A 19204-nucleotide genomic window follows, 5' to 3' on the forward strand; every position below is an offset into this window, starting at 1 on the left:
CGTCTCCGCCGCCGGTCGCCTCGGGCCCGCCCGGGCCGAAAGCCCCTGGGCCCCGACCAGAAGCCGCAGCGGCTCCCCCGCCAGGCCTCATGGACTCCGCAGACCTCGTGGACCTCGTAGATCCCGTAGATCCGGTAGATCCCGCAGATCCCGTTGACCCCACAGATCCCACAGAAGCGCCCTCGCCAGTACCCACAGAGGTGCCCACGCCAGAAATGGTCCGGTTCACGCTGAGGCGCTCCCTCCGTCACGGAACTTCACTAGGAACTTCCTACGCGACTGCATCACGAATCGATCACGTTCACTACATCACGAATCAATCACGTTCACGTTTCACTGATCTTCCCCGGGCTGTCTATGACCGACGCCACGTGCGACGCGATTCACAGGAACTCACAGCAACCCGACACCATTCCCCGGCGTCCCGCACAGGCCCGCCGGGACCCTCCGGGGCGCTCTAATTCCCTGGAGTCAGCGACACGGGGACAGCAGGATGAGGGGATGCGCACTCCGTACCGCCCCGATCCCCCCGTGGTCCTCGACAGGCGCGACGGCCCCTACGGCGAAGTAGTGCTGCGGCGCCACGGGGACCTGCTCCAGATCATCGCCAACGGCACGTTCCTCATGGACACCTCGGACGGCCGCTCCGAGCGCCTCCTGGTCGACGCCGCGTACGACGCGCTGGACGGGCGCCCGCGGCCCAGCGTCCTCATCGGCGGCCTGGGCGTCGGCTTCTCGCTCGCCCACGCGGCCGCGGACCCCCGCTGGGGCCGCATCACGGTGGTGGAGCGGGAGCAGGCCGTCATCGACTGGCATCGGGACGGACCGCTCGGGGAGCTCTCGGAGCGGGCGCTTGCCGACCCGCGCACGGAAATCCTGCACACCGATCTGATCGCATATGTCAGGGGCGCATTCGCAAGCGTCAACGAACCGGAATCTCCGCATTCCATCGCACCCGGGACCGCGGACGACGCGGCCCTCGCGAGGTACGACGCCCTCTGTCTGGACATCGACAACGGACCCGACTGGACCGTCACCCAGGACAACGAGAGCCTCTACTCCCCCACCGGTCTCGCCGCCTGTCACACCCGCCTCAACCCCGGCGGCGTCCTGGCGGTGTGGTCCGCGCAGCCGTCACCCGCTTTCGACTCCGCTTTGCGGAATGCCGGATTCCAGCACGTACGTACGGAAGAGATCGCCGTTGCCCGGGGCGTACCGGACGTGGTCCACCTCGCGACAAGGGCTGCGTAGCCGAGGTGCCTCCGCGCCCCGTACTCTGCTGACCGGACACCAAGCGATCACGTCAGGGGCGGGGCGATGGAGCAGACACACACCTCCCACAACAGCGCCACGGCGGCGATGCCAGGAGCACAGCGCCGGGTCCTCGTCGTCGAGGACGACCCGACGATCGTGGACGCCATCGCCGCCCGTCTGCGCGCCGAGGGTTTCGTCGTGCAAACGGCGGCGGACGGCCCGGCGGCGGTGGACACCGCCCAGGCCTGGCAGCCCGATCTACTGATCCTCGACATCATGCTGCCGGGATTCGACGGTCTGGAGGTCTGCCGCCGCGTGCAGGCCCAGCGCCCCGTACCGGTGCTGATGCTGACGGCGCGGGACGACGAGACGGACATGCTCGTCGGGCTCGGCGTCGGGGCGGACGACTACATGACCAAACCCTTCTCCATGCGCGAACTGGCCGCACGCGTTCATGTGCTGCTGCGCCGCGTGGAGCGGGCCGCGCTCGCCGCGACGACGCCGCGCAGCGGCATCCTCCGGCTCGGCGAGCTGGAGATCGACCACGCACAGCGGCGGGTGCGGGTGCGCAGCGAGGACGTGCATCTGACACCCACGGAGTTCGACCTCCTGGTGTGTCTGGCCAACACCCCGCGCGCGGTGCTCTCGCGCGAGCAGCTGCTCGCCGAGGTGTGGGACTGGGCGGACGCCTCCGGCACCCGCACGGTCGACAGCCACATCAAGGCGCTGCGGCGCAAGATCGGCGCGGAGCGCATCCGTACGGTTCACGGCGTCGGGTACGCCCTGGAGACCCCGACGCCATGACCGCGGACCCCGGCGCCGCCGACGGCCCGCCCCCCGGCCCCCTGAGCGGCACGACGCCCCAGGGCGCCGGGAGCGGTACGACGGCGCACGGCGCCGCGCGGGGTACGGCGGGCGGCACCCCGGGCATGGGTCTGAGGTGGCGCTGCGACCGGGGCGGAGGTGGGGGGATGAGCGGTCCCTTCGGCGGGCTCAGGCCGTTCTCCATCAAGACGAAGCTCGGGACGCTGGTCGTCGTCTCGGTGTTCATCACCACCGGGCTGCTGATGGTGGCCATGAAGACCGAGACCGAGCTGCGCTTCATCACGGTCTTCTCGGTGATCGCCACCCTGCTGATCACGCAGTTCGTGGCCCACGGGCTCACCGCGCCGCTGGACGAGATGAACTCGGTGGCCCGCGCGGTCTCGCACGGCGACTACACGCGCCGCGTGCGCGGCGCCGACCGGCGCGACGAGCTCGGCGACGTGGCCACGACGATCAACCGCATGGCCGACGACCTGGAGGCCCAGGACCAGCAGCGCAAGGAGCTCGTCGCCAACGTCTCGCACGAGCTGCGCACCCCCATCGCGGCCCTGCGGGCCGTCCTGGAGAACGTCGTCGACGGGGTCTCGGCCGCCGACCCGGAGACGATGCGCACGGCCCTGAAGCAGACCGAGCGCCTGGGCCGTCTCGTGGACACCCTCCTCGACCTCTCCCGCCTGGACAACGGGGTCGTCCCCCTCAAAGCGCGCCGCTTCGAAGTGTGGCCCTATCTGTCGGGGGTCCTGAAGGAGGCCAATATGGTCGCCTCCGCGCGCAAAGGGATGCCGTCCGGCTCCGGCCGTCACACCCGTACGGACGTCCATCTGCACCTGGACGTGTCGCCTCCGGAGCTGACGGCGCACGCCGACGCCGAGCGTCTGCACCAGGTGGTCGCCAATCTGATCGACAACGCCGTGAAGCACAGCCCGCCGCACGGCCGCGTCACGGTCCGCGCCCGCCGGGGCCCCTATCCGGAGTCCCTGGACCTGGAGGTCCTCGACGAGGGTCCCGGGATCCCCGAGTCGGAGTGGCACCGGGTCTTCGAGCGCTTCAACCGGGGCGCGCACGCCGGCGCCCCTCCCGGAGGCGACGGCGGCACCGGCCTCGGCCTCGCCATCGCCCGCTGGGCCGTCGATCTCCACGGCGGCCACATCGGGGTGGCCGAATCGGCTCGCGGCTGCCGGATCCAGGTCAGCCTTCCGGGCCTGCTCGAAGACTGAAGTTGACGTAAGGTTCGAAGTGGAAGCGAGTCACGGGCGCGCAGGTCACGCGCCGGACGGGCCGCAACCGCGTGTCGACGTGCCCAAGGGGTCTCCACGCGGGGCAGCGTCGTAGGCAAACCTCGCTAGTTTCCCGCCATTTACCGCCCCGAAACTCGCAATCCAGTGTGACTTACGCGACGGATGACCGGCCCGGCCTGCACCTGGCGTCGATGGAGGCGTAGCCTTTATTTCCGCTGTCCATCACCTTGTGAAGCGGAAGAGGGCGGTTGCCGCCGTGTCGCCACAGTCCCCCAGTAACTCGAGCACTTCGACCGACCAAGAAGCGCAGGGCAAGAACCCTGCTGCCGCGTTCGGTCCCAATGAGTGGCTCGTCGACGAGATCTATCAGCAGTACCTCCAGGACCCGAATTCGGTCGACCGTGCCTGGTGGGACTTCTTCGCCGACTACAAGCCAGGGGTAGGCGCGTCCGTCGCCGCCGCTCCGGCCAAGCCGGCGGGTGACGCGGCCGCGGGGGCCGCGCCCACCACGTCCCCCGCCCCGGCCCCGGCCGCGCCCGCCGCGCAGCCCGCGGCCGCGCCGCCCGCGCCCGCCGCGAAGGCCCCGGCCCCCGCCGCCAAGCCCGCCGCTGCGGCGAAGCCCGCGGCCGCGAAGCCCGCGGCCAAGGCCGCGCCCGCGACGGAGGCGCCCGCCGGTCCCGAGTACGTGACCCTGCGCGGCCCCTCGGCCGCCGTGGCGAAGAACATGAACGCCTCCCTGGAGGTGCCCACGGCCACGTCCGTGCGCGCGGTCCCGGTGAAGCTGCTGTTCGACAACCGCATCGTCATCAACAACCACCTCAAGCGCGCCCGCGGCGGGAAGATCTCCTTCACGCACCTCATCGGGTACGCGATGGTGCAGGCCATCAAGGCCATGCCGTCGATGAACTACTCCTTCGTGGAGAAGGACGGCAAGCCGACGCTGGTCAAGCCGGAGCACATCAACTTCGGCCTCGCCATCGACCTGGTGAAGCCCAACGGCGACCGCCAGCTGGTCGTCGCGGGCATCAAGAAGGCCGAAACCCTGAACTTCTTCGAGTTCTGGCAGGCCTACGAGGACATCGTCCGGCGCGCCCGCGACGGCAAGCTCGGCATGGACGACTTCACCGGCGTCACGGTCTCCCTGACCAACCCCGGCGGCCTCGGCACCGTCCACTCCGTGCCGCGCCTCATGCCCGGCCAGTCGGTCATCATGGGCGTCGGCTCCATGGACTACCCGGCCGAGTTCCAGGGCACCTCCCAGGACACCCTGAACAAGCTGGGCATCTCCAAGGTCATGACCCTGACCTCGACGTACGACCACCGGGTCATCCAGGGTGCCGCCTCCGGCGAGTTCCTGCGGATCGTCGCGAACCTCCTCCTCGGCGACGACGGCTTCTACGACGAGATCTTCGAAGCGCTGCGCATCCCCTACGAGCCGGTCCGCTGGCTCAAGGACATCGACGCCTCGCACGACGACGACGTCACGAAGGCCGCCCGGGTCTTCGAGCTGATCCACTCCTACCGCGTCCGCGGCCACGTCATGGCCGACACGGACCCGCTGGAGTACAAGCAGCGCAAGCACCCGGACCTGGACATCACCGAGCACGGCCTGACGCTCTGGGACCTGGAGCGCGAGTTCGCCGTCGGCGGCTTCGCCGGCAAGTCGATGATGAAGCTCCGCGACATCCTCGGCGTCCTGCGCGACTCGTACTGCCGCACCACGGGCATCGAGTTCATGCACATCCAGGACCCGAAGCAGCGCAAGTGGCTCCAGGACCGCATCGAGCGCCCGCACGCCAAGCCGGAGCGCGAGGAGCAACTGCGCATCCTGCGCCGGCTGAACGCGGCGGAGGCGTTCGAGACCTTCCTGCAGACGAAGTACGTCGGCCAGAAGCGCTTCTCCCTGGAGGGCGGCGAGTCCGTCATCCCGCTGCTCGACGCGGTCATCGACTCCGCGGCCGAGTCGCGCCTGGACGAGGTCGTCATCGGCATGGCCCACCGCGGCCGGCTGAACGTGCTCGCGAACATCGTCGGCAAGTCGTACGCGCAGATCTTCCGTGAGTTCGAGGGCAACCTCGACCCGAAGTCGATGCACGGCTCCGGTGACGTGAAGTACCACCTGGGCGCCGAGGGCACCTTCACGGGCCTGGACGGCGAGCAGATCAAGGTCTCCCTGGTCGCCAACCCCTCGCACCTGGAGGCGGTCGACCCGGTCCTGGAGGGCGTCGCCCGCGCCAAGCAGGACATCATCAACAAGGGGGGCACGGACTTCACCGTCCTGCCGGTCGCCCTCCACGGAGACGCGGCCTTCGCGGGCCAGGGCGTGGTCGCCGAGACGCTCAACATGTCGCAGCTGCGCGGCTACCGCACGGGCGGCACGGTCCACATCGTCATCAACAACCAGGTCGGCTTCACGGCCCCGCCGGAGTCCGCGCGCTCGTCGATGTACTCCACCGACGTGGCCCGCATGATCGAGGCGCCGATCTTCCACGTGAACGGCGACGACCCGGAGGCCGTGGTCCGCGTGGCCCGCCTGGCCTTCGAGTTCCGGCAGGCGTTCAACAAGGACGTGGTCATCGACCTGATCTGCTACCGCCGCCGCGGGCACAACGAGACCGACAACCCGTCGTTCACGAACCCGCAGATGTACAGCCTGATCGACAAGAAGCGCTCGGTGCGCAAGCTCTACACCGAGTCCCTGATCGGTCGCGGCGACATCACCCTGGAAGAGGCCGAGCAGGCGCTCCAGGACTTCCAGGGCCAGCTGGAGAAGGTCTTCACGGAGGTCCGCGAGGCCACCACGACCCCGGCTCCGGCCGAGGTCCCGACCCCGCAGACCGAGTTCCCCGTGGCCGTGGACACCGCGGTCTCCCAGGAGATCGTCAAGCGGATCGCCGAGTCCCAGGTCAACATCCCCGACCGGATCACCGTGCACCCGCGTCTGCTGCCGCAGCTGCAGCGCCGTGCGGCCATGGTCGAGGACGGCACGATCGACTGGGGCATGGGCGAGACCCTCGCCATCGGCTCCCTGCTGATGGAGGGCACCCCGGTCCGCCTCGCGGGCCAGGACTCCCGGCGCGGCACCTTCGGCCAGCGGCACGGCGTCCTCGTGGACCAGACGACGGGCGAGGACTACACCCCGCTGCTGTACCTCTCCGAGGACCAGGCCCGCTACAACGTCTACGACTCGCTCCTGTCCGAGTACGCGGCGATGGGCTTCGAGTACGGCTACTCGCTGGCCCGCCCCGAGTCGCTCGTCATGTGGGAAGCGCAGTTCGGCGACTTCGTGAACGGCGCGCAGACCGTGGTGGACGAGTTCATCTCGTCGGCCGAGCAGAAGTGGGCGCAGACGTCCGGCGTCACGCTCCTCCTGCCGCACGGCTACGAGGGCCAGGGCCCCGACCACTCGTCGGCCCGCCCGGAGCGCTTCCTCCAGCTCTGCGCCCAGAACAACATGACGGTCGCGATGCCGACGCTCCCGTCGAACTACTTCCACCTCCTGCGGTGGCAGGTGCACAACCCGCACCACAAGCCGCTGGTGGTCTTCACGCCGAAGTCGATGCTGCGCCTCAAGGCCGCGGCCTCGAAGACGGAGGAGTTCACGACGGGCGGCTTCCGCCCCGTCATCGGCGACACCACGGTGGACCCGGCCGCGGTCCGCAAGGTCGTGTTCTGCGCCGGCAAGTTCTACTACGACCTGGAAGCCGAGCGGCAGAAGCGCGGCGCGACGGACATCGCGATCATCCGCATCGAGCGCCTGTACCCGCTGCCGGGTGCCGAGCTCCAGGCGGAGATCGCCAAGCACCCGAACGCCGAGAAGTACCTGTGGGCCCAGGAGGAGCCGGCGAACCAGGGCGCGTGGCCGTTCATCGCCCTCAACCTGATCGACCACCTGGACCTGGCGGTCGGCGCCGACATCCCGCACGGCGAGCGCCTGCGCCGCATCTCGCGGCCGCACGGCTCCGCCCCGGCGGTCGGCTCCGCCAAGCGCCACCAGGCCGAGCAGGAGCAGCTGGTGCGCGAGGTGTTCGAGGCCTAGGCCCCGGCACGGTCGTACGGAAGGTGGGCCCGGCCCCGAGTTCTCGGACTCGGGGCCGGGCCCACCGGCGTCGCGGCCTACGATGAACGGGCACATCCCGTCTCGTCAGGAGCATGACTTTGTACTTCACCGACCGTGGCATCGAGGAGCTGGAGAAGCGGCGCGGCGAGGAGGAGGTCACCTTCGAGTGGCTGGCCGAGCAGCTCCGCACGTTCGTGGACCTCAACCCGGACTTCGAGGTGCCGGTGGAGCGCCTGGCGACGTGGCTGGCGCGCCTCGACGACGAGGACGAGGACGAGTAGTCACCCCGGCTCGGCAGCGCCCCGAAGGGGCGCGGGGCTGTGCCGATATGCGGCTCCGCCGCGCGAGCGCGACCGACCAGCGCCCCGAAGGGGCGCGGGGAACTGCGCGACGAGCCACGACGAACCGGCAGACGACCAACGGCCGGGCGCGCCGGTTCCGGCGAGGCGCCCCGGGCCGCCCGGCTCCGAAAACCGTTTGCCGCCCGCCCCGCGGGCGGCCTACCGTGCGGGGCATGTGTGGAATCGCACCCAGCGCCGCCTGCGCGGTGACAAGGCACCGCCGCCCGTAGCGGCGGTCGACCTCTCCCGCGCCCCCGGACGCCCTGCGTCCCCGTGGCCATCAGGAACGGAACGCTCCGCCGCTTCAGCGCGTCAGCGCCGAGCGGCACCTCGTGCTGCCCGGCTCACCTCGAAGCCGCGGAGTCCCAGTGCGCACGCACCGCACCACCACCCCCTCGTACCACCAGGGCCGTCATGAGCTCGGCCAGAACTTCCTCACCGACCGGGCCACGATCGACGCCTTCGTGGGCCTCGTGGCCCGTACCCGGGGGCCGATCGTCGAGATCGGCACGGGCGACGGCGCCCTCACGCTGCCCCTCCAGGAGCTCGGCCGGAGCCTGACGGGCATCGAGATCGACGCCCGTCGCGCCGCGCGCCTGGAGCGCCGCACGAACCGCTCGACGACGATCGTCACCGCCGACTTCCTGCGCTACGCGACGCCGACGACGCCGTACGTCCTGGTCGGGAACCTGCCCTTCCACGAGACGACGCCGATGCTCCGCCGCATCCTGCGCTCACCGGCCTGGACGGATGCCGTCCTGCTGGTCCAGTGGGAGGTCGCGCGCCGGCGCGCGGGCGTCGGCGGGGCCACGCTGATGACGGCCCAGTGGTGGCCCTGGTACGCCTTCACGCTCGCGCGGCGGGTCCCCGCCGGGGCGTTCCGGCCGCGCCCGAACGTGGACGGCGGCCTCCTGACGATCGCCCGCCGCGACCGCCCGCTCGTCGACCGCGCGGCCCTGAAGGCCTACCAGGACCTGGTGCACCGCGTCTTCACGGGCCGGGGCCGGGGCCTGCCCCGGATCATCGCCACCGCCTGCCCGGAGCTGCCCGGGCGCGGTGTGAAGGAGTGGCTGGAGCGCCACGGCATCGGCCCGGCGCGGCTGCCCAAGGACCTCACCGCGCGGCAGTGGGCGGAGCTGTACGCCCTAGCGGCGGGCGGGCACCGCCGTTAGCGCCGGCGCGAGCTCGCGCCACTCGCGCAGGGGGAACGCCCCGTCGGCCGTCAGGACCTGGACGCAGACGTGGTCCGCCCCGGCGTCCAGGTGTTCCCGTACGCGCGCGTGGAGCACGTCGGCATCCCCGTAGGCGACGATCGCATCGACGAGCCTGCGGCTCGGGCCGCCCGGCGGCAGGTCGTCGTCGCCGAACCCGAGCCGCCGCAGGCTCGCCACCTGATGCGGCACGCGCGCGTACCGGGCGACGTGCTCCTCGGCCACGGCCCGCGCCCGCGCCCGGTCCGCGTCGAGGACGACCGCCTGCTCCACGGCGAGGAAGGCGTCCGGCCCGAGGGCCGCGCGGGCGCGCGCGGTGTGCTCCACGGGCACGAAGTACGTGTGCGCTCCGCCGGTGCGCTCCGCCGCGAGCCCGAGCATCTTCGGGCCCAGCGCGGCGAGGAGCCGACGGGGAGCGGGGTCCGGCACCGGCCCGTGCGCGGGCGCCGCGTCCATGGCGTCCAGATAGGCCCCCATGGTCGTCACCGCCCTCCCGCGCGCGGGGACGCGATAGCCCTCCACTTCGATGACGGTGCCGTCGACCCGGTGGCCGCCGAGCCCGAGGACGTACCGTCCGGGGAAGGCCTCCCCGAGCGTGCGCTCGGCGTTGGCCATGGCGAGCGGCTCGCGGTAGGCGATGTTGGCGATCCCGGAGGCGACCGGGAGCTGCCGCGTGGCGGAGAGCAGCAGCCAGGCCTGCCCCACCGTGTCGCGGCCGAACGCCTCCCCGTACCAGAGGGCCCCGTACCCCAGTTCCTCGATCTCGGCGGCCGCCTCGCGCACCCGTCCGGCGGGCTGCCCTTCGAAGGCGAAGGTCCAGACACCGACCCGCCCGAGCCCGTCCGTTCCTCGGAGTCCTCGCACGCCGACACCTCCCACTCTTACCGGAGAGCTTCTCCGGATAGCTGTGGAGGTACGATACGGAGAAGTTCTCCGGACAGCTACCCCCACCCCTGGAACCAGAGATGACCGAGCCCCCAGGACGGGCACCGGCCGCGCGGGCCGTCACCCCGGCCCACGGCCGGGCCCCGCGCGCGGACGCCGTCCGCAATCGCGCGCGCATCGTCGCCGCCGCGCGGGAGGCCTTCGCGGAAGCGGGAGCCGAGGCGTCCCTCAACGACATCGCGCGCCGCGCGGGCGTCGGACCCGGCACGCTGTACCGCAACTTCTCCGGACGGCCCGAACTGCTGGCGGCCGTCCTGAAGGACCGCATCGACACCCTGTGCGGCCACGCGGACTACCTCCTGGCGACGAAGTCCGCCCACGACGCCCTCATGGAGTGGCTGCACGCGTTCCTCGACCACGCGCGCGAGCACCACGGCCTCGGCGGCGCCCTGCTGATCGAGCAGCTGGAGGAGTCGGGCGCCCTGGGCATCGACTGTCACCAGCGCGTCCACGACGCCGTGGCGGCCCTCCTCACCCGCGCTCAGCGAGCGGGCGCCGCACGCCCCGACCTGAGCCCCTCCGACCTGCTCCACCTGGTCGTCGGCATCGCGCTGTCGACGGCACGCACGGACGAGCGGACACCCGAGGACCCGCAGCGCCCGGACCGGCTGCTCGGCCTGGTCCTCGACGCGGTACGGACGCGCTGACGGGCGGCACGGCCCGCTGAAGGCGCGCGCACCTCGGGACGGGCGCCGCTAGTCCCGCTCGCGCGCCCGGTCGTAGGCGAACCCCAGCACCCCGTGCACCACGAGGACGAGGCCCGCCACCGCCCAGCCGCCACCGCCGCGCCGCCGCAGGGACCAGGCGAGGAGCGGAACGCCCGCCGCGAGCTGGGCACCCGCGAGGGCCCGCGCCCGCGGCCCGCGCAGCCAGGGGCCCAGCGGGCCGCTCTCCACCGCGTCGAGCTCGGCGCGCACCGCGTCACGCCAGCCCGACCACTCGACGTGCCGTACGCCGTCCAGGACGCGGGCCACTTCCCGCAGCCGGTCGGCGGACTCGCCCGGGCTCAGGCCGGGCGGCAGATCGACCCCCACGCGCGTGAGGACCGCGATGAGGCCGCGCAGCCGGGCGCGTGCGTCGGCCTCCGAGTCGGGGCGGGTCAGCGCGTCCAGGGCCTGCATGTCGAGCACCGGATCGAGGCCGAGCCGGGCGGCGAACGTCCGCATCGCCTCGTCCTCACCGACCGGCGTGCCGTTCGCCAGCCACACATAGCCGACCGTCCGCCGGAAGCCCGCCGCGAGCGTGCAGCCGGAACGGTCGGCGTCCCACCACAGCGCGAGAACCGGCCACGGCGAGCCGACGGCGAGCGCGGTCGCCCACCCGGCGAGCACACTGTCGACCGGCTCGCCGCCCTCCAGCCACGGCTTGCCCTCGGGCACGAGCACGCTCCACTCCGGGCCCGCGGGCGCGAGCAGCATCCGCTCGCGCAGCAGTTGGGCGACCGTCTCCACGGAGTCCGGCCGGGCCCGGCAGAGCAGCAGCGCACCGGGAGAGGAGGCGGCGTCGGCGGAGTCCGTCGCGCGGGTGGGGGTCGACTCGGAGGACATGGCCCCACGCTAGGACAAACCATGGCGTTTGGCGCTCGGGCCTGCGGCGTCCGATACCGCCGAGGCGGCGGACGGTGCCAGCGAAGAATGCCCTCCGGTTTCTGCCGGAGGAGGACACCTCTTGACTTTCCGTATCCGCGATATATCGTGTCTAGCCAAGGATGCGATATGGCGCGTTGCGTCCGAGCCGCCCCAGGAGGTCAGTCACCATGCCGAAGTGGTCCGTCGATGAGCCCAGGAAGCTGACGTTCGACGCGCCGGTGAGGCGCCTGCGCGTCCGCGTCGTGAACGGCACGGTGAACGTGGTGGGCACGAGCGACGACACCGGAAGGCTCGAGGTGTCCGAGATCTCGGGCCCCCCGCTCGCCGTGACGCACTCCGAGGGCACGCTGTCCGTCGTGTACGAGGACCTGCCCTGGAAGGGCCTCCTGGGCTGGCTCACCCCCAAGGGCGCGCGCCGCAGCGCGGTGGTGTCGCTGGCCGTCCCGGCCGGGACCCAGGTCGAGGTGGGCGTGGTCGGCGCGGGCGCGGTGGTCACGGGGATCGAGGGCCGGGCGGAGGTGCGGAGCGTCTCGGGCGACTCCACCCTGGTCGGCCTGACCGGGCCGGTCCGGGCCGAGACGGTCTCGGGCGCCGTCGAGGCCCAGGGCATCACCGGGGAGCTGCGGTTCAACTCGGTCTCGGGCGACCTGACGGTCGTCGACGGAGCAGGGTCCTCCGTTCGGGCCGAATCGGTGAGCGGCTCGATGATCCTGGATCTGGACCCGGTCGGCGGTCCGGCCGACGTCGGGCTCAGCAGCGTCTCGGGCGAGATCGCCATCCGGCTGCCCCACCCCGGGCACGCGGATGTGGAGGCGGACACCACGAGCGGCTCGGTCTCCAGTGACTTCGAGGACCTCCGGATCACCGGCCACTGGGGTGCGAAGAAGATCACCGGCAGGCTCGGCTCCGGCCGCGGCCAGCTCAGGGCGACGACGGTCTCCGGCTCGATCGCGCTTCTGCGCAGGCCGGCGGTAGAGGAAGATCGGTACGAGACCGACGAGCCCCCGCGGAATGCCGCCCCGACGGACGCCCCGCCCTCGGCTCCCCCGGCCGACGCCGGGTCCGAGACCCCGACCGGCACCCCGGAGGCGGACACCGCCGCCGACGCCCCGACCGACAAGAAGGTGCTCTGAGATGCCCCCCGTGTTCGCCCACGGCCGTCTGCGCCTGTATCTGCTCAAGCTCCTGGACGAGGCCCCGCGCCACGGCTATGAGGTGATCCGCCTCCTCGAAGAGCGCTTCCAGGGGCTGTACGCGCCATCGGCGGGCACCGTCTACCCCCGCCTGGCCAAGCTGGAGGCGGAGGGCCTGGTCACCCACACCACGGAGGGCGGCAGGAAGGTCTACTCGATCACGGACGCGGGCCGCGCCGAGCTCGCCAGCCGCAGCGGTGAGCTGGCCGATCTGGAGCTGGAGATCCGCGAGTCGGTCGCCGAGCTGGCCGCCGAGATCCGCGACGGCGTGCAGGGCGCGGCGGGCGAGCTGCGGCGCGAGATGCGGGCGGCGGCCCAGCAGGCCCGGACGGCGGGCAGGACCGGCGCGGGCCACTCGGGCCTCGGCGACCTCTTCGACGGCGCGTGGACGGACAGCGAGGGCTGGCGTCAGGCGAAGGAGGAGGTCCGCCGCGCCCGGCAGGAGTGGAAGGAGCAGGCGCGGCGCGCGAAGGACGAGAGCCGCCGGGCCCGCGAGGAGGCCCAGCGGGCCCGCCGCCAGGCCAAGGACGCGCGGGAGCAGGCCCACGAGGAGGCGCGGGAGGAGTGGCAGCGCATGGCCCAGCGGGTGCAGGACCACGTGCAGGAGCACTTCGCGCGTGGCGACTGGCCCACCGGGGTGCGCGAAGGGCTCGCCGAGCTGGCCAAGGAGGTCGGTGAATTCGGCAGGGAGTTCGGCAAGGACTTCGTGGACTTCGGCTTCGGCGACCCGGAGGGCAAGCGCGCCAAGGCCCCCCGGCACGACGAGGGACCGGGCCAGGACACGGCGTCCGACACGGGCAGGACCTCTGACACGAGCAAGACCTCCGAGCCGGGCAAGGCCTTCGGCACGGGCAAGACGTCAGGGCAAGAAGGGGCACCCGAGCAGGCCGGGGCCGCCGAGCACGCCAAGGCGTCCGCGCCGGGCCCCGTGTTCACGCCGCCGCAAGCCCAGGTGCCGGTGGAGTATCTGCCGGACTGGGCCCAGGAGGAGGCGACGGGGGCGGACCCCGCGCGCGACCTGGAGCGGCTCCTCGACCGCTTCCGCGACGACGTCCGTGACGCGGCCCGCGACCACGGGGTCTCCCCGGACCAGCTCCGCGAGGCCCGCCGCCACCTCTCGGAAGCGGCGGCCCACGTCACGGCAATACTGCGCATCCCCAAGCCCTGACGGGCGACGGCGGGCCCGGCTCCCGGGAGCGCTCGGGGCACCGGGCCCGCCGAGACCATGCCCGGACCACACCACCAGACCGCGCCCACGCCCGCGCCCGGGACCACGCCACCAGCCCACGCCACCGAGGCCCACACCCGGGACCACAGCACCAGACCACGCGCGACCCGGCCCACCCCACGGAGCCACACCACCGGCCCGCGCCACCCGACCCACCCCACGGAGCCGCCCTTCACGACCCCGGCCCCTGGTCACGCCGCCGCGCCACACCTCCAGACCACGCCGCCGCGCCACACCTCAGGACCGCACCCGGCAGCCCGCCCCTACGTCAGCACCCGGTCCAACGCCTCACGCGTCACGCCCCGGGCGCCGAGGACCTCCGCCACGATGCCGGGGCGGGTCGTCAGGGCGAGCAGGATGTGCTCGTCGCCGATGGCGCGCGCCCGGTTCGCGGTGGCGATCCGCAGGGCCCGCGCCAGCGTGTCCTTGGCGTCCCGGGTGAAGCCGCGATGGCCGAACCGGGAGCCGATCCCCTTGCGCCCCCGCCCCGCCCCGACGCTCGCCAGGACACCCGCGCCATGGGTCTCCTCGACCCGGGCGACGATCTCCTCGACGTCGATGCCGAGCCCGGCGAGCGCCTCGGTGTCCGCCTGGGTGAGACCACCCCGGCGGCGGGCGTCGGCCAGCGCCTCGGCGATCTCCTCGCGCCGCCGGTCGGCCCCCAGCGCCGCCAGGGCGAAGGAGGCGCGGCTTCCCCGCCGGTCGAGCAGGGCCAACAGCAGATGGCCGTCGTCGATGGAATCGGCATCCGCCTGCTCGGCGTGCTCGACCGCGCCGGTGACCACGGCCCGAGCACTTCTCGTGAATCGCTCGAACATCACTGCCTCCCGTACTTCTTGTGCACGGCCTGCCTGCTCACGCCGAGTTCGGCGGCGATCTCCTGCCACGACCAGCCCTGCTGGCGGGCGCTGCGCACCTGGACTGCTTCGAGTTGCTCCGCGAGACGGCGCAGCGCGGTGACAGCACGCAGCCCGACCCGGGGATCGCGGTCGCCCGCGCGCTCGGCGAGATCCGTTGCTTCAGTCATGGGTGTCAACGTAGGTTGACGCCCCCCTCTTGTCAACCATGCTTGACGAGAGGGGGGATGGGGAGGCTCCGGGACGCTCAGACCGTCAGCACGATCTTGCCGAACTGGTCACCCGCCTCCAGGCGCGCGAAGCCCTCCCGGGCGCGGTCCAGCGGCAGGATCTCGTCGATGACGGGCCGCACGCCGGTGTTCGCGCAGAACGCGAGCAGGTCTTCGAGTTCGTCCTTCGTGCCCATCGTGGAGCCGACGATGCGCAGCTCCAGGAAGAAGACCCGGGTCAGCTCGGCATGCGAGGGGCGGTCGCCGCTGGTGGCGCCGGAGATCACCAGAGTGCCGCCGGGACGGAGCGACTTGATCGAGTGCGACCAGGTGGCGGCGCCGACCGTCTCGATCACCGCGTCGACCCGCTGCGGCAGCCGCGCGCCCGCGGGCAGCGCCTCCACCGCGCCCAGCTCCACAGCCCGCTTGCGCTTGGCCTCGTCGCGGCTGGTGGCGAAGACCTTGAGGCCGGCGGCTCGGCCGAGCACGATCGCGGCGGTCGCGACGCCGCCGCCCGCGCCTTGGACGAGGACCGAGTCGCCGGGACGTACGCTCGCGTTGGTGAACAGCATGCGGTAGGCGGTGAGCCAGGCCGTGGGCAGGCAGGCGGCCTCGGCGAAGGAGAGCCCCGCGGGCTTGGGCAGGACGTTCCAGGTGGGCACGGAGACCTGCTCGGCGAAGGTGCCCTGGTACTTCTCGGTGAGGATGGTGCGGCGCTCGTGCGGGCCGACGCCGTGGCCCGACTGGCCGATGACGGAGTGCAGGACGACGTCGTTGCCGTCCTCGTCGGTCCCGGCCGCGTCGCAGCCGAGGATCATCGGGAGCTTGTCCTGATCGAGGCCGACCCCGCGCAGGGACCACAGGTCGTGGTGGTTGAGGGAGGCGGCCTTGACGTTCACGGTGGACCAGCCGGGGCGGGGCTCGGGGGCGGGTCGGTCACCCAGCTCAAGGCCGTTGAGGGGGTGCGTGGAGTCGATGCGGGCGGCGTAGGCAGCGAACATGGCGCCGACCGTAGTCCCGCCCCCGGACCTTGGGAACGGCCCACGGGTGTGACCCACACCGCGCCCGCACAGCCCGCCCCCGACTCCGGGCTCCCAGACCACGCCCCGCCCCTCGGAGCTCGCGCCTCGCCCCCAGACCCCGCGCCGCACCCCAGGCCCCATGCCACGCCCCGGCCATCCTGACCCCACGGCCTCGCCTCCACACCCCGGCCCCGCGACAGCCGCCCCCGCGCAGGGGCCCCCGCCCGCAGGCCGAAGCCGGGAACTCGCAGCCCGAAACCCAGAACCCGAAGCCCGAATCACGCAGACAGAGCCCAGAAACCCGAACCCCGCGAACCCCAGCCGGAAAACGCGAGGCCCCACCCCGCCGAGCGAGGTGGGGCCACAGGGCGTCAGCGCCGGGCGACCCCTTCGGCCCGGGCCGCCGCGGCGACCGCCGCGGTCACCGCGGGCGCCACCCGCTCGTCGAACGGGGACGGGATCACATAAGCGGCGGAGAGCTCGTCCCCGACCACGTCGGCGAGCGCGTCGGCGGCCGCGATCTTCATGCCCTCGGTGATCCGGGAGGCCCGCACCTGGAGCGCGCCCGCGAAGATGCCGGGGAAGGCGAGGACGTTGTTGATCTGGTTCGGGTAGTCCGAACGGCCCGTCGCCACCACGGCGGCGTACTTGTGGGCGATGTCCGGGTGCACCTCGGGGTTCGGGTTGGCCATGGCGAACACGAACGAGTCCGGCGCCATCGAGGCCACCGCGGCCTCGGGGACCGTACCGCCGGACACGCCGATGAACACGTCCGCACCGGCGAGCGCGCTCTCCAGGGAGCCGCTCAGGCCCGCCTTGTTCGTCAGCTCCGCGAGCTCCCGCTTGACCGGGGTGAGGTCGTCCCGGTCCCGGCTGACGATGCCCTTGCGGTCCGCGACCGCGACGTCGCCGAGCCCGGCTTCGAGGAGGAACTTGGCGATGGCGACACCCGCCGCGCCCGCGCCCGAGATCACGGCGCGCAGGTCGCCGAGCGTCCGGTCGGTGAGCCGCGCCGCGTTGCGCAGCGCGGCGAGGGTGACGACCGCCGTGCCGTGCTGGTCGTCGTGGAAGACCGGGATGTCGAGCCGCTCCTGGAGGCGCCGCTCGATCTCGAAGCAGCGCGGCGCGGAGATGTCCTCCAGGTTCACCCCGCCGAAAGAGGGGGCGAGCCGCACCACGGTCTCGATGATCTCGTCCGTGTCGGTGGTGCCGAGGGCGATCGGCACGGCGTCGACGCCGCCGAACTGCTTGAAGAGGATGGCCTTGCCCTCCATCACCGGAAGGGAGGCCTCCGCCCCGATGTCCCCGAGGCCGAGCACGGCCGTGCCGTCGGTGACGACGGCGACGACGTTCGACTTCCAGGTGTAGTCGTGGACGAGCTCCGGCTGTTCCGCGATGGCGCTGCACACCTTCGCCACGCCGGGCGTGTACGCGAGGGACAGGTCGTCCTTGTTCCGCACCGGAACGGCTGCCTGCACGGCCATCTTGCCGCCGCGATGCAGGGCGAAGGCCGGATCGAAGGGCTCGTCGGCGCCTTCGTGACCGGTACTCGTACCGCTGTCGCTGCGAGGATTGACGATCTCCGCTGCCACTGTGTCTGACCCCTTAAGTGTTCATGGTTGAGGGTGGACCACTTCCTGGTGGAGAAGTGGGGCGGGAACCGCGTCCGCGCTGAGGCCCCGGGCCTCGCGGCCCGCGACCCTCCGCCTGTCGGCGAAGCGGTACGGGAGGTACGTAACGGACGCGCGGGCGCGCCGCACACGCGCCCTGGCCCCGGATGAGGGGTGTAACCGTCTTTTCTACCGGATGCCTCCCGCCGCCGACGAGCCATATCTGTCGCAGGCCCATGTGAACGGCGGGTTTCCGGCCCGGGACGGGCGCGCGGAGGCCGGGGATTCATCCCTGAATGACACAAAGGTCCGTTCGGCGGGTCCACATAGCGAGATTGGGTGGTTATCGCGAGGTTTTCGCCGCTTCGCCCCACCACGTCAATGACCAAGACATAGCGGCCCGTTGTGGTCGCCGGATCACCCGTTATCCGATTTTGACATCTCCGGCCCCCAGAATCGGACGGTCCGAATGGCAAGATGCACCATCACACGAGGTCGCGACGCCCGAAGGTGTGTGCACGACCCCATGTCAGACCCATGGCTACTCCCCATCCGCCGGAGGACCCCTATGACCGCAAGCACCACTTGTCGCACGACCGCCGCGAAGTCCGCGAAGTCCCGGATCGTCGCTGTCGGCGCGATCGCGGTCGCCGGCTCGCTGCTCCTGACCGGATGCGGCGACCAGCGGGACAACAAGAAGGGCGACGGCGGCAAGAAGGTCGTCGACGCGCCGCTGTCCGACATGCTCCCCGCGAGCATCCGCAACAAGGGCGTCATCAAGGTCGGCTCCGACATCGCCTACCCGCCGGTCGAGTTCAAGGACAAGAACGGCGACACGGTCGGCATCGACCCCGACATCGCCGAGGCCATGGGCAAGCAGCTCGGCGTGGAGTTCCAGTTCGACAACGGCACCTTCGACACGCTCCTGGGCGGTCTGCGCTCCAAGCGGTACGACATCGCGATGTCGGCGATGACGGACACCAAGAACCGCCAGGAGGGCGTCGACGAGGAGACCGGCAAGAAGGTCGGCAAGGGCGTCGACTTCGTCGACTACTTCATCGCGGGCGTCTCGATCTACACCAAGAAGGGCGAGGACCAGGGCATCAAGACCTGGTCCGACCTCTGCGGCAAGAAGATCGTGGTCCAGCGCGGCACCGTCTCGCACGACATGGCCAAGGCCGAGTCGAAGAAGTGCAAGGGCGGCAAGAAGATCTCCATCGAGTCCTTCGACAACGACCAGCAGGCCCAGACCCGGCTGCGCTCGGGCGGCGCGGACGCGGGCTCCTCGGACTTCCCGGTCGCGGCGTACGCGGTGAAGACGTCCGGCGGCGGCAAGGACTTCCAGCTCGTGGGCGAGCAGGTGGAAGCGGCCCCGTACGGCATCGCGGTCTCCAAGGACAACACCAAGCTGCGCGACGCGATCAAGGCCGCGCTCGGCGCGATCATCGCGAACGGCCAGTACGAGAAGATCATCAAGGAGTGGGGCGTCGAGGCCGGCGCGGTCAAGGAAGCCAAGGTCAACGGCGGCAAGTGAGCGGCGCCTGACCGCCCGCCGCGGCCCACCGACGGCCGCGGCCCACCGACGGCCGCGGCCCACCGACGGCCGCGGCCCCGCGGCAGGT

Annotated in this window: 16 protein-coding genes; 10 read left to right on the top strand and 6 right to left on the bottom strand. The window is 71.9% G+C overall.

Going from position 1 to position 19204, the window contains the following annotated elements:
* The first annotated feature begins 501 nt into the window (after positions 1 to 501).
* The 6 genes from AC5WAM_RS14100 to erm all read left to right on the top strand — a co-directional run bounded on the left by AC5WAM_RS14100 (position 502) and on the right by erm (position 8890).
* On the top strand, positions 502 to 1251 hold the full coding sequence (locus AC5WAM_RS14100; protein ID WP_495522785.1) for a spermidine synthase family protein: 750 nt from the start codon (positions 502 to 504) through the stop codon (positions 1249 to 1251).
* Between the two features lie 66 nt (positions 1252 to 1317).
* Complete coding sequence (locus tag AC5WAM_RS14105; RefSeq protein ID WP_016641312.1) at positions 1318 to 2058, top strand: response regulator transcription factor; 741 nt, start codon at positions 1318 to 1320, stop codon at positions 2056 to 2058.
* A 167-nt stretch (positions 2059 to 2225) separates the two neighbouring features.
* Positions 2226 to 3296 carry a HAMP domain-containing sensor histidine kinase gene (locus tag AC5WAM_RS14110; protein WP_366790280.1) on the top strand — a complete coding sequence of 357 codons (1071 nt, stop codon included), beginning with the start codon at positions 2226 to 2228 and terminating at the stop codon, positions 3294 to 3296.
* A gap of 277 nt (positions 3297 to 3573) precedes the next feature.
* Positions 3574 to 7356: a multifunctional oxoglutarate decarboxylase/oxoglutarate dehydrogenase thiamine pyrophosphate-binding subunit/dihydrolipoyllysine-residue succinyltransferase subunit gene (locus AC5WAM_RS14115; RefSeq protein WP_495522786.1), complete on the top strand. Its 3783-nt coding sequence runs from the start codon at positions 3574 to 3576 to the stop codon at positions 7354 to 7356.
* 119 nt (positions 7357 to 7475) lie between these two features.
* A complete protein-coding gene (locus AC5WAM_RS14120) occupies positions 7476 to 7658 on the top strand; it encodes a DUF6104 family protein (RefSeq protein WP_003961784.1) in 183 nt (60 codons plus the stop codon).
* A gap of 428 nt (positions 7659 to 8086) precedes the next feature.
* Positions 8087 to 8890, top strand: coding sequence for a 23S ribosomal RNA methyltransferase Erm (gene erm, locus AC5WAM_RS14125; protein WP_495522787.1), 804 nt, complete (start codon positions 8087 to 8089; stop codon positions 8888 to 8890).
* Here erm and AC5WAM_RS14130 read toward each other — a convergent pair.
* Positions 8864 to 9793, bottom strand: coding sequence for a TIGR03620 family F420-dependent LLM class oxidoreductase (locus AC5WAM_RS14130; protein WP_495522788.1), 930 nt, complete (start codon positions 9791 to 9793; stop codon positions 8864 to 8866). The genes erm and AC5WAM_RS14130 overlap by 27 nt on opposite strands.
* 101 nt (positions 9794 to 9894) lie before the next feature.
* On the opposite strand from AC5WAM_RS14130, the gene AC5WAM_RS14135 reads away from it, so the two are divergent.
* Positions 9895 to 10521, top strand: coding sequence for a TetR/AcrR family transcriptional regulator (locus AC5WAM_RS14135; RefSeq protein ID WP_495522789.1), 627 nt, complete (start codon positions 9895 to 9897; stop codon positions 10519 to 10521).
* Between the two features lie 48 nt (positions 10522 to 10569).
* On the opposite strand, the gene AC5WAM_RS14140 is transcribed toward AC5WAM_RS14135, so the two are convergent.
* The gene (locus AC5WAM_RS14140; protein ID WP_495522790.1) at positions 10570 to 11421 is read right to left on the bottom strand and encodes a hypothetical protein; all 852 of its coding nucleotides are present in this window, start codon (positions 11419 to 11421) and stop codon (positions 10570 to 10572) included.
* Positions 11422 to 11630: 209 nt separating this feature from the next.
* Here AC5WAM_RS14140 and AC5WAM_RS14145 point away from each other — a divergent pair, with 209 nt between their 5' ends.
* Both AC5WAM_RS14145 and AC5WAM_RS14150 read left to right on the top strand, forming a co-directional pair.
* Entirely contained in the window at positions 11631 to 12596 is a 966-nt protein-coding gene (locus AC5WAM_RS14145; protein WP_495522791.1) for a DUF4097 family beta strand repeat-containing protein, read from the top strand.
* 1 nt (position 12597) lies between these two features.
* Positions 12598 to 13824, top strand: coding sequence for a PadR family transcriptional regulator (locus tag AC5WAM_RS14150; RefSeq protein ID WP_495522792.1), 1227 nt, complete (start codon positions 12598 to 12600; stop codon positions 13822 to 13824).
* 323 nt (positions 13825 to 14147) lie between these two features.
* Here the strand turns inward: AC5WAM_RS14150 and AC5WAM_RS14155 are convergent, their stop codons facing one another.
* The 4 genes from AC5WAM_RS14155 to AC5WAM_RS14170 form a co-directional block, all read right to left on the bottom strand.
* Positions 14148 to 14702, bottom strand: a complete 555-nt coding sequence (locus AC5WAM_RS14155) for a Clp protease N-terminal domain-containing protein (RefSeq protein WP_495522793.1) — start codon at positions 14700 to 14702, stop codon at positions 14148 to 14150.
* Positions 14702 to 14911, bottom strand: coding sequence for a helix-turn-helix domain-containing protein (locus tag AC5WAM_RS14160; RefSeq protein ID WP_164320753.1), 210 nt, complete (start codon positions 14909 to 14911; stop codon positions 14702 to 14704). The genes AC5WAM_RS14155 and AC5WAM_RS14160 overlap by 1 nt, the downstream gene beginning before the upstream one ends.
* A 77-nt stretch (positions 14912 to 14988) precedes the next feature.
* Positions 14989 to 15951 carry a zinc-binding dehydrogenase gene (locus AC5WAM_RS14165; RefSeq protein WP_495522794.1) on the bottom strand — a complete coding sequence of 321 codons (963 nt, stop codon included), beginning with the start codon at positions 15949 to 15951 and terminating at the stop codon, positions 14989 to 14991.
* A 392-nt stretch (positions 15952 to 16343) separates the two neighbouring features.
* Entirely contained in the window at positions 16344 to 17564 is a 1221-nt protein-coding gene (locus AC5WAM_RS14170; RefSeq protein ID WP_495522795.1) for an NAD(P)-dependent malic enzyme, read from the bottom strand.
* Between the two features lie 586 nt (positions 17565 to 18150).
* Here AC5WAM_RS14170 and AC5WAM_RS14175 point away from each other — a divergent pair.
* Positions 18151 to 19116 (top strand): ABC transporter substrate-binding protein, encoded by a 966-nt coding sequence (locus AC5WAM_RS14175; protein WP_366790292.1) that lies wholly within the window; start codon positions 18151 to 18153, stop codon positions 19114 to 19116.
* The last annotated feature ends 88 nt before the right edge of the window (positions 19117 to 19204 follow it).

It is taken from the genome of Streptomyces sp. JLYT201, assembly GCF_059448825.1.

Excerpts from the sequence above, each read along its gene's own strand:
- AC5WAM_RS14150 (WP_495522792.1), top strand. The coding sequence starts at position 12,598 with ATGCCCCCCGTGTTCGCCCACGGCCGTCTGCGCCTGTATCTGCTCAAG.
- AC5WAM_RS14145 (WP_495522791.1), top strand. The coding sequence starts at position 11,631 with ATGCCGAAGTGGTCCGTCGATGAGCCCAGGAAGCTGACGTTCGACGCG.
- AC5WAM_RS14140 (WP_495522790.1), bottom strand. The coding sequence starts at position 11,421 with ATGTCCTCCGAGTCGACCCCCACCCGCGCGACGGACTCCGCCGACGCC.
- AC5WAM_RS14110 (WP_366790280.1), top strand. The coding sequence starts at position 2,226 with ATGAGCGGTCCCTTCGGCGGGCTCAGGCCGTTCTCCATCAAGACGAAG.
- AC5WAM_RS14165 (WP_495522794.1), bottom strand. The coding sequence starts at position 15,951 with ATGTTCGCTGCCTACGCCGCCCGCATCGACTCCACGCACCCCCTCAAC.
- AC5WAM_RS14175 (WP_366790292.1), top strand. The coding sequence starts at position 18,151 with ATGACCGCAAGCACCACTTGTCGCACGACCGCCGCGAAGTCCGCGAAG.
- AC5WAM_RS14160 (WP_164320753.1), bottom strand. The coding sequence starts at position 14,911 with ATGACTGAAGCAACGGATCTCGCCGAGCGCGCGGGCGACCGCGATCCC.
- AC5WAM_RS14100 (WP_495522785.1), top strand. The coding sequence starts at position 502 with ATGCGCACTCCGTACCGCCCCGATCCCCCCGTGGTCCTCGACAGGCGC.
- AC5WAM_RS14135 (WP_495522789.1), top strand. The coding sequence starts at position 9,895 with ATGACCGAGCCCCCAGGACGGGCACCGGCCGCGCGGGCCGTCACCCCG.
- AC5WAM_RS14155 (WP_495522793.1), bottom strand. The coding sequence starts at position 14,702 with ATGTTCGAGCGATTCACGAGAAGTGCTCGGGCCGTGGTCACCGGCGCG.
- AC5WAM_RS14105 (WP_016641312.1), top strand. The coding sequence starts at position 1,318 with ATGGAGCAGACACACACCTCCCACAACAGCGCCACGGCGGCGATGCCA.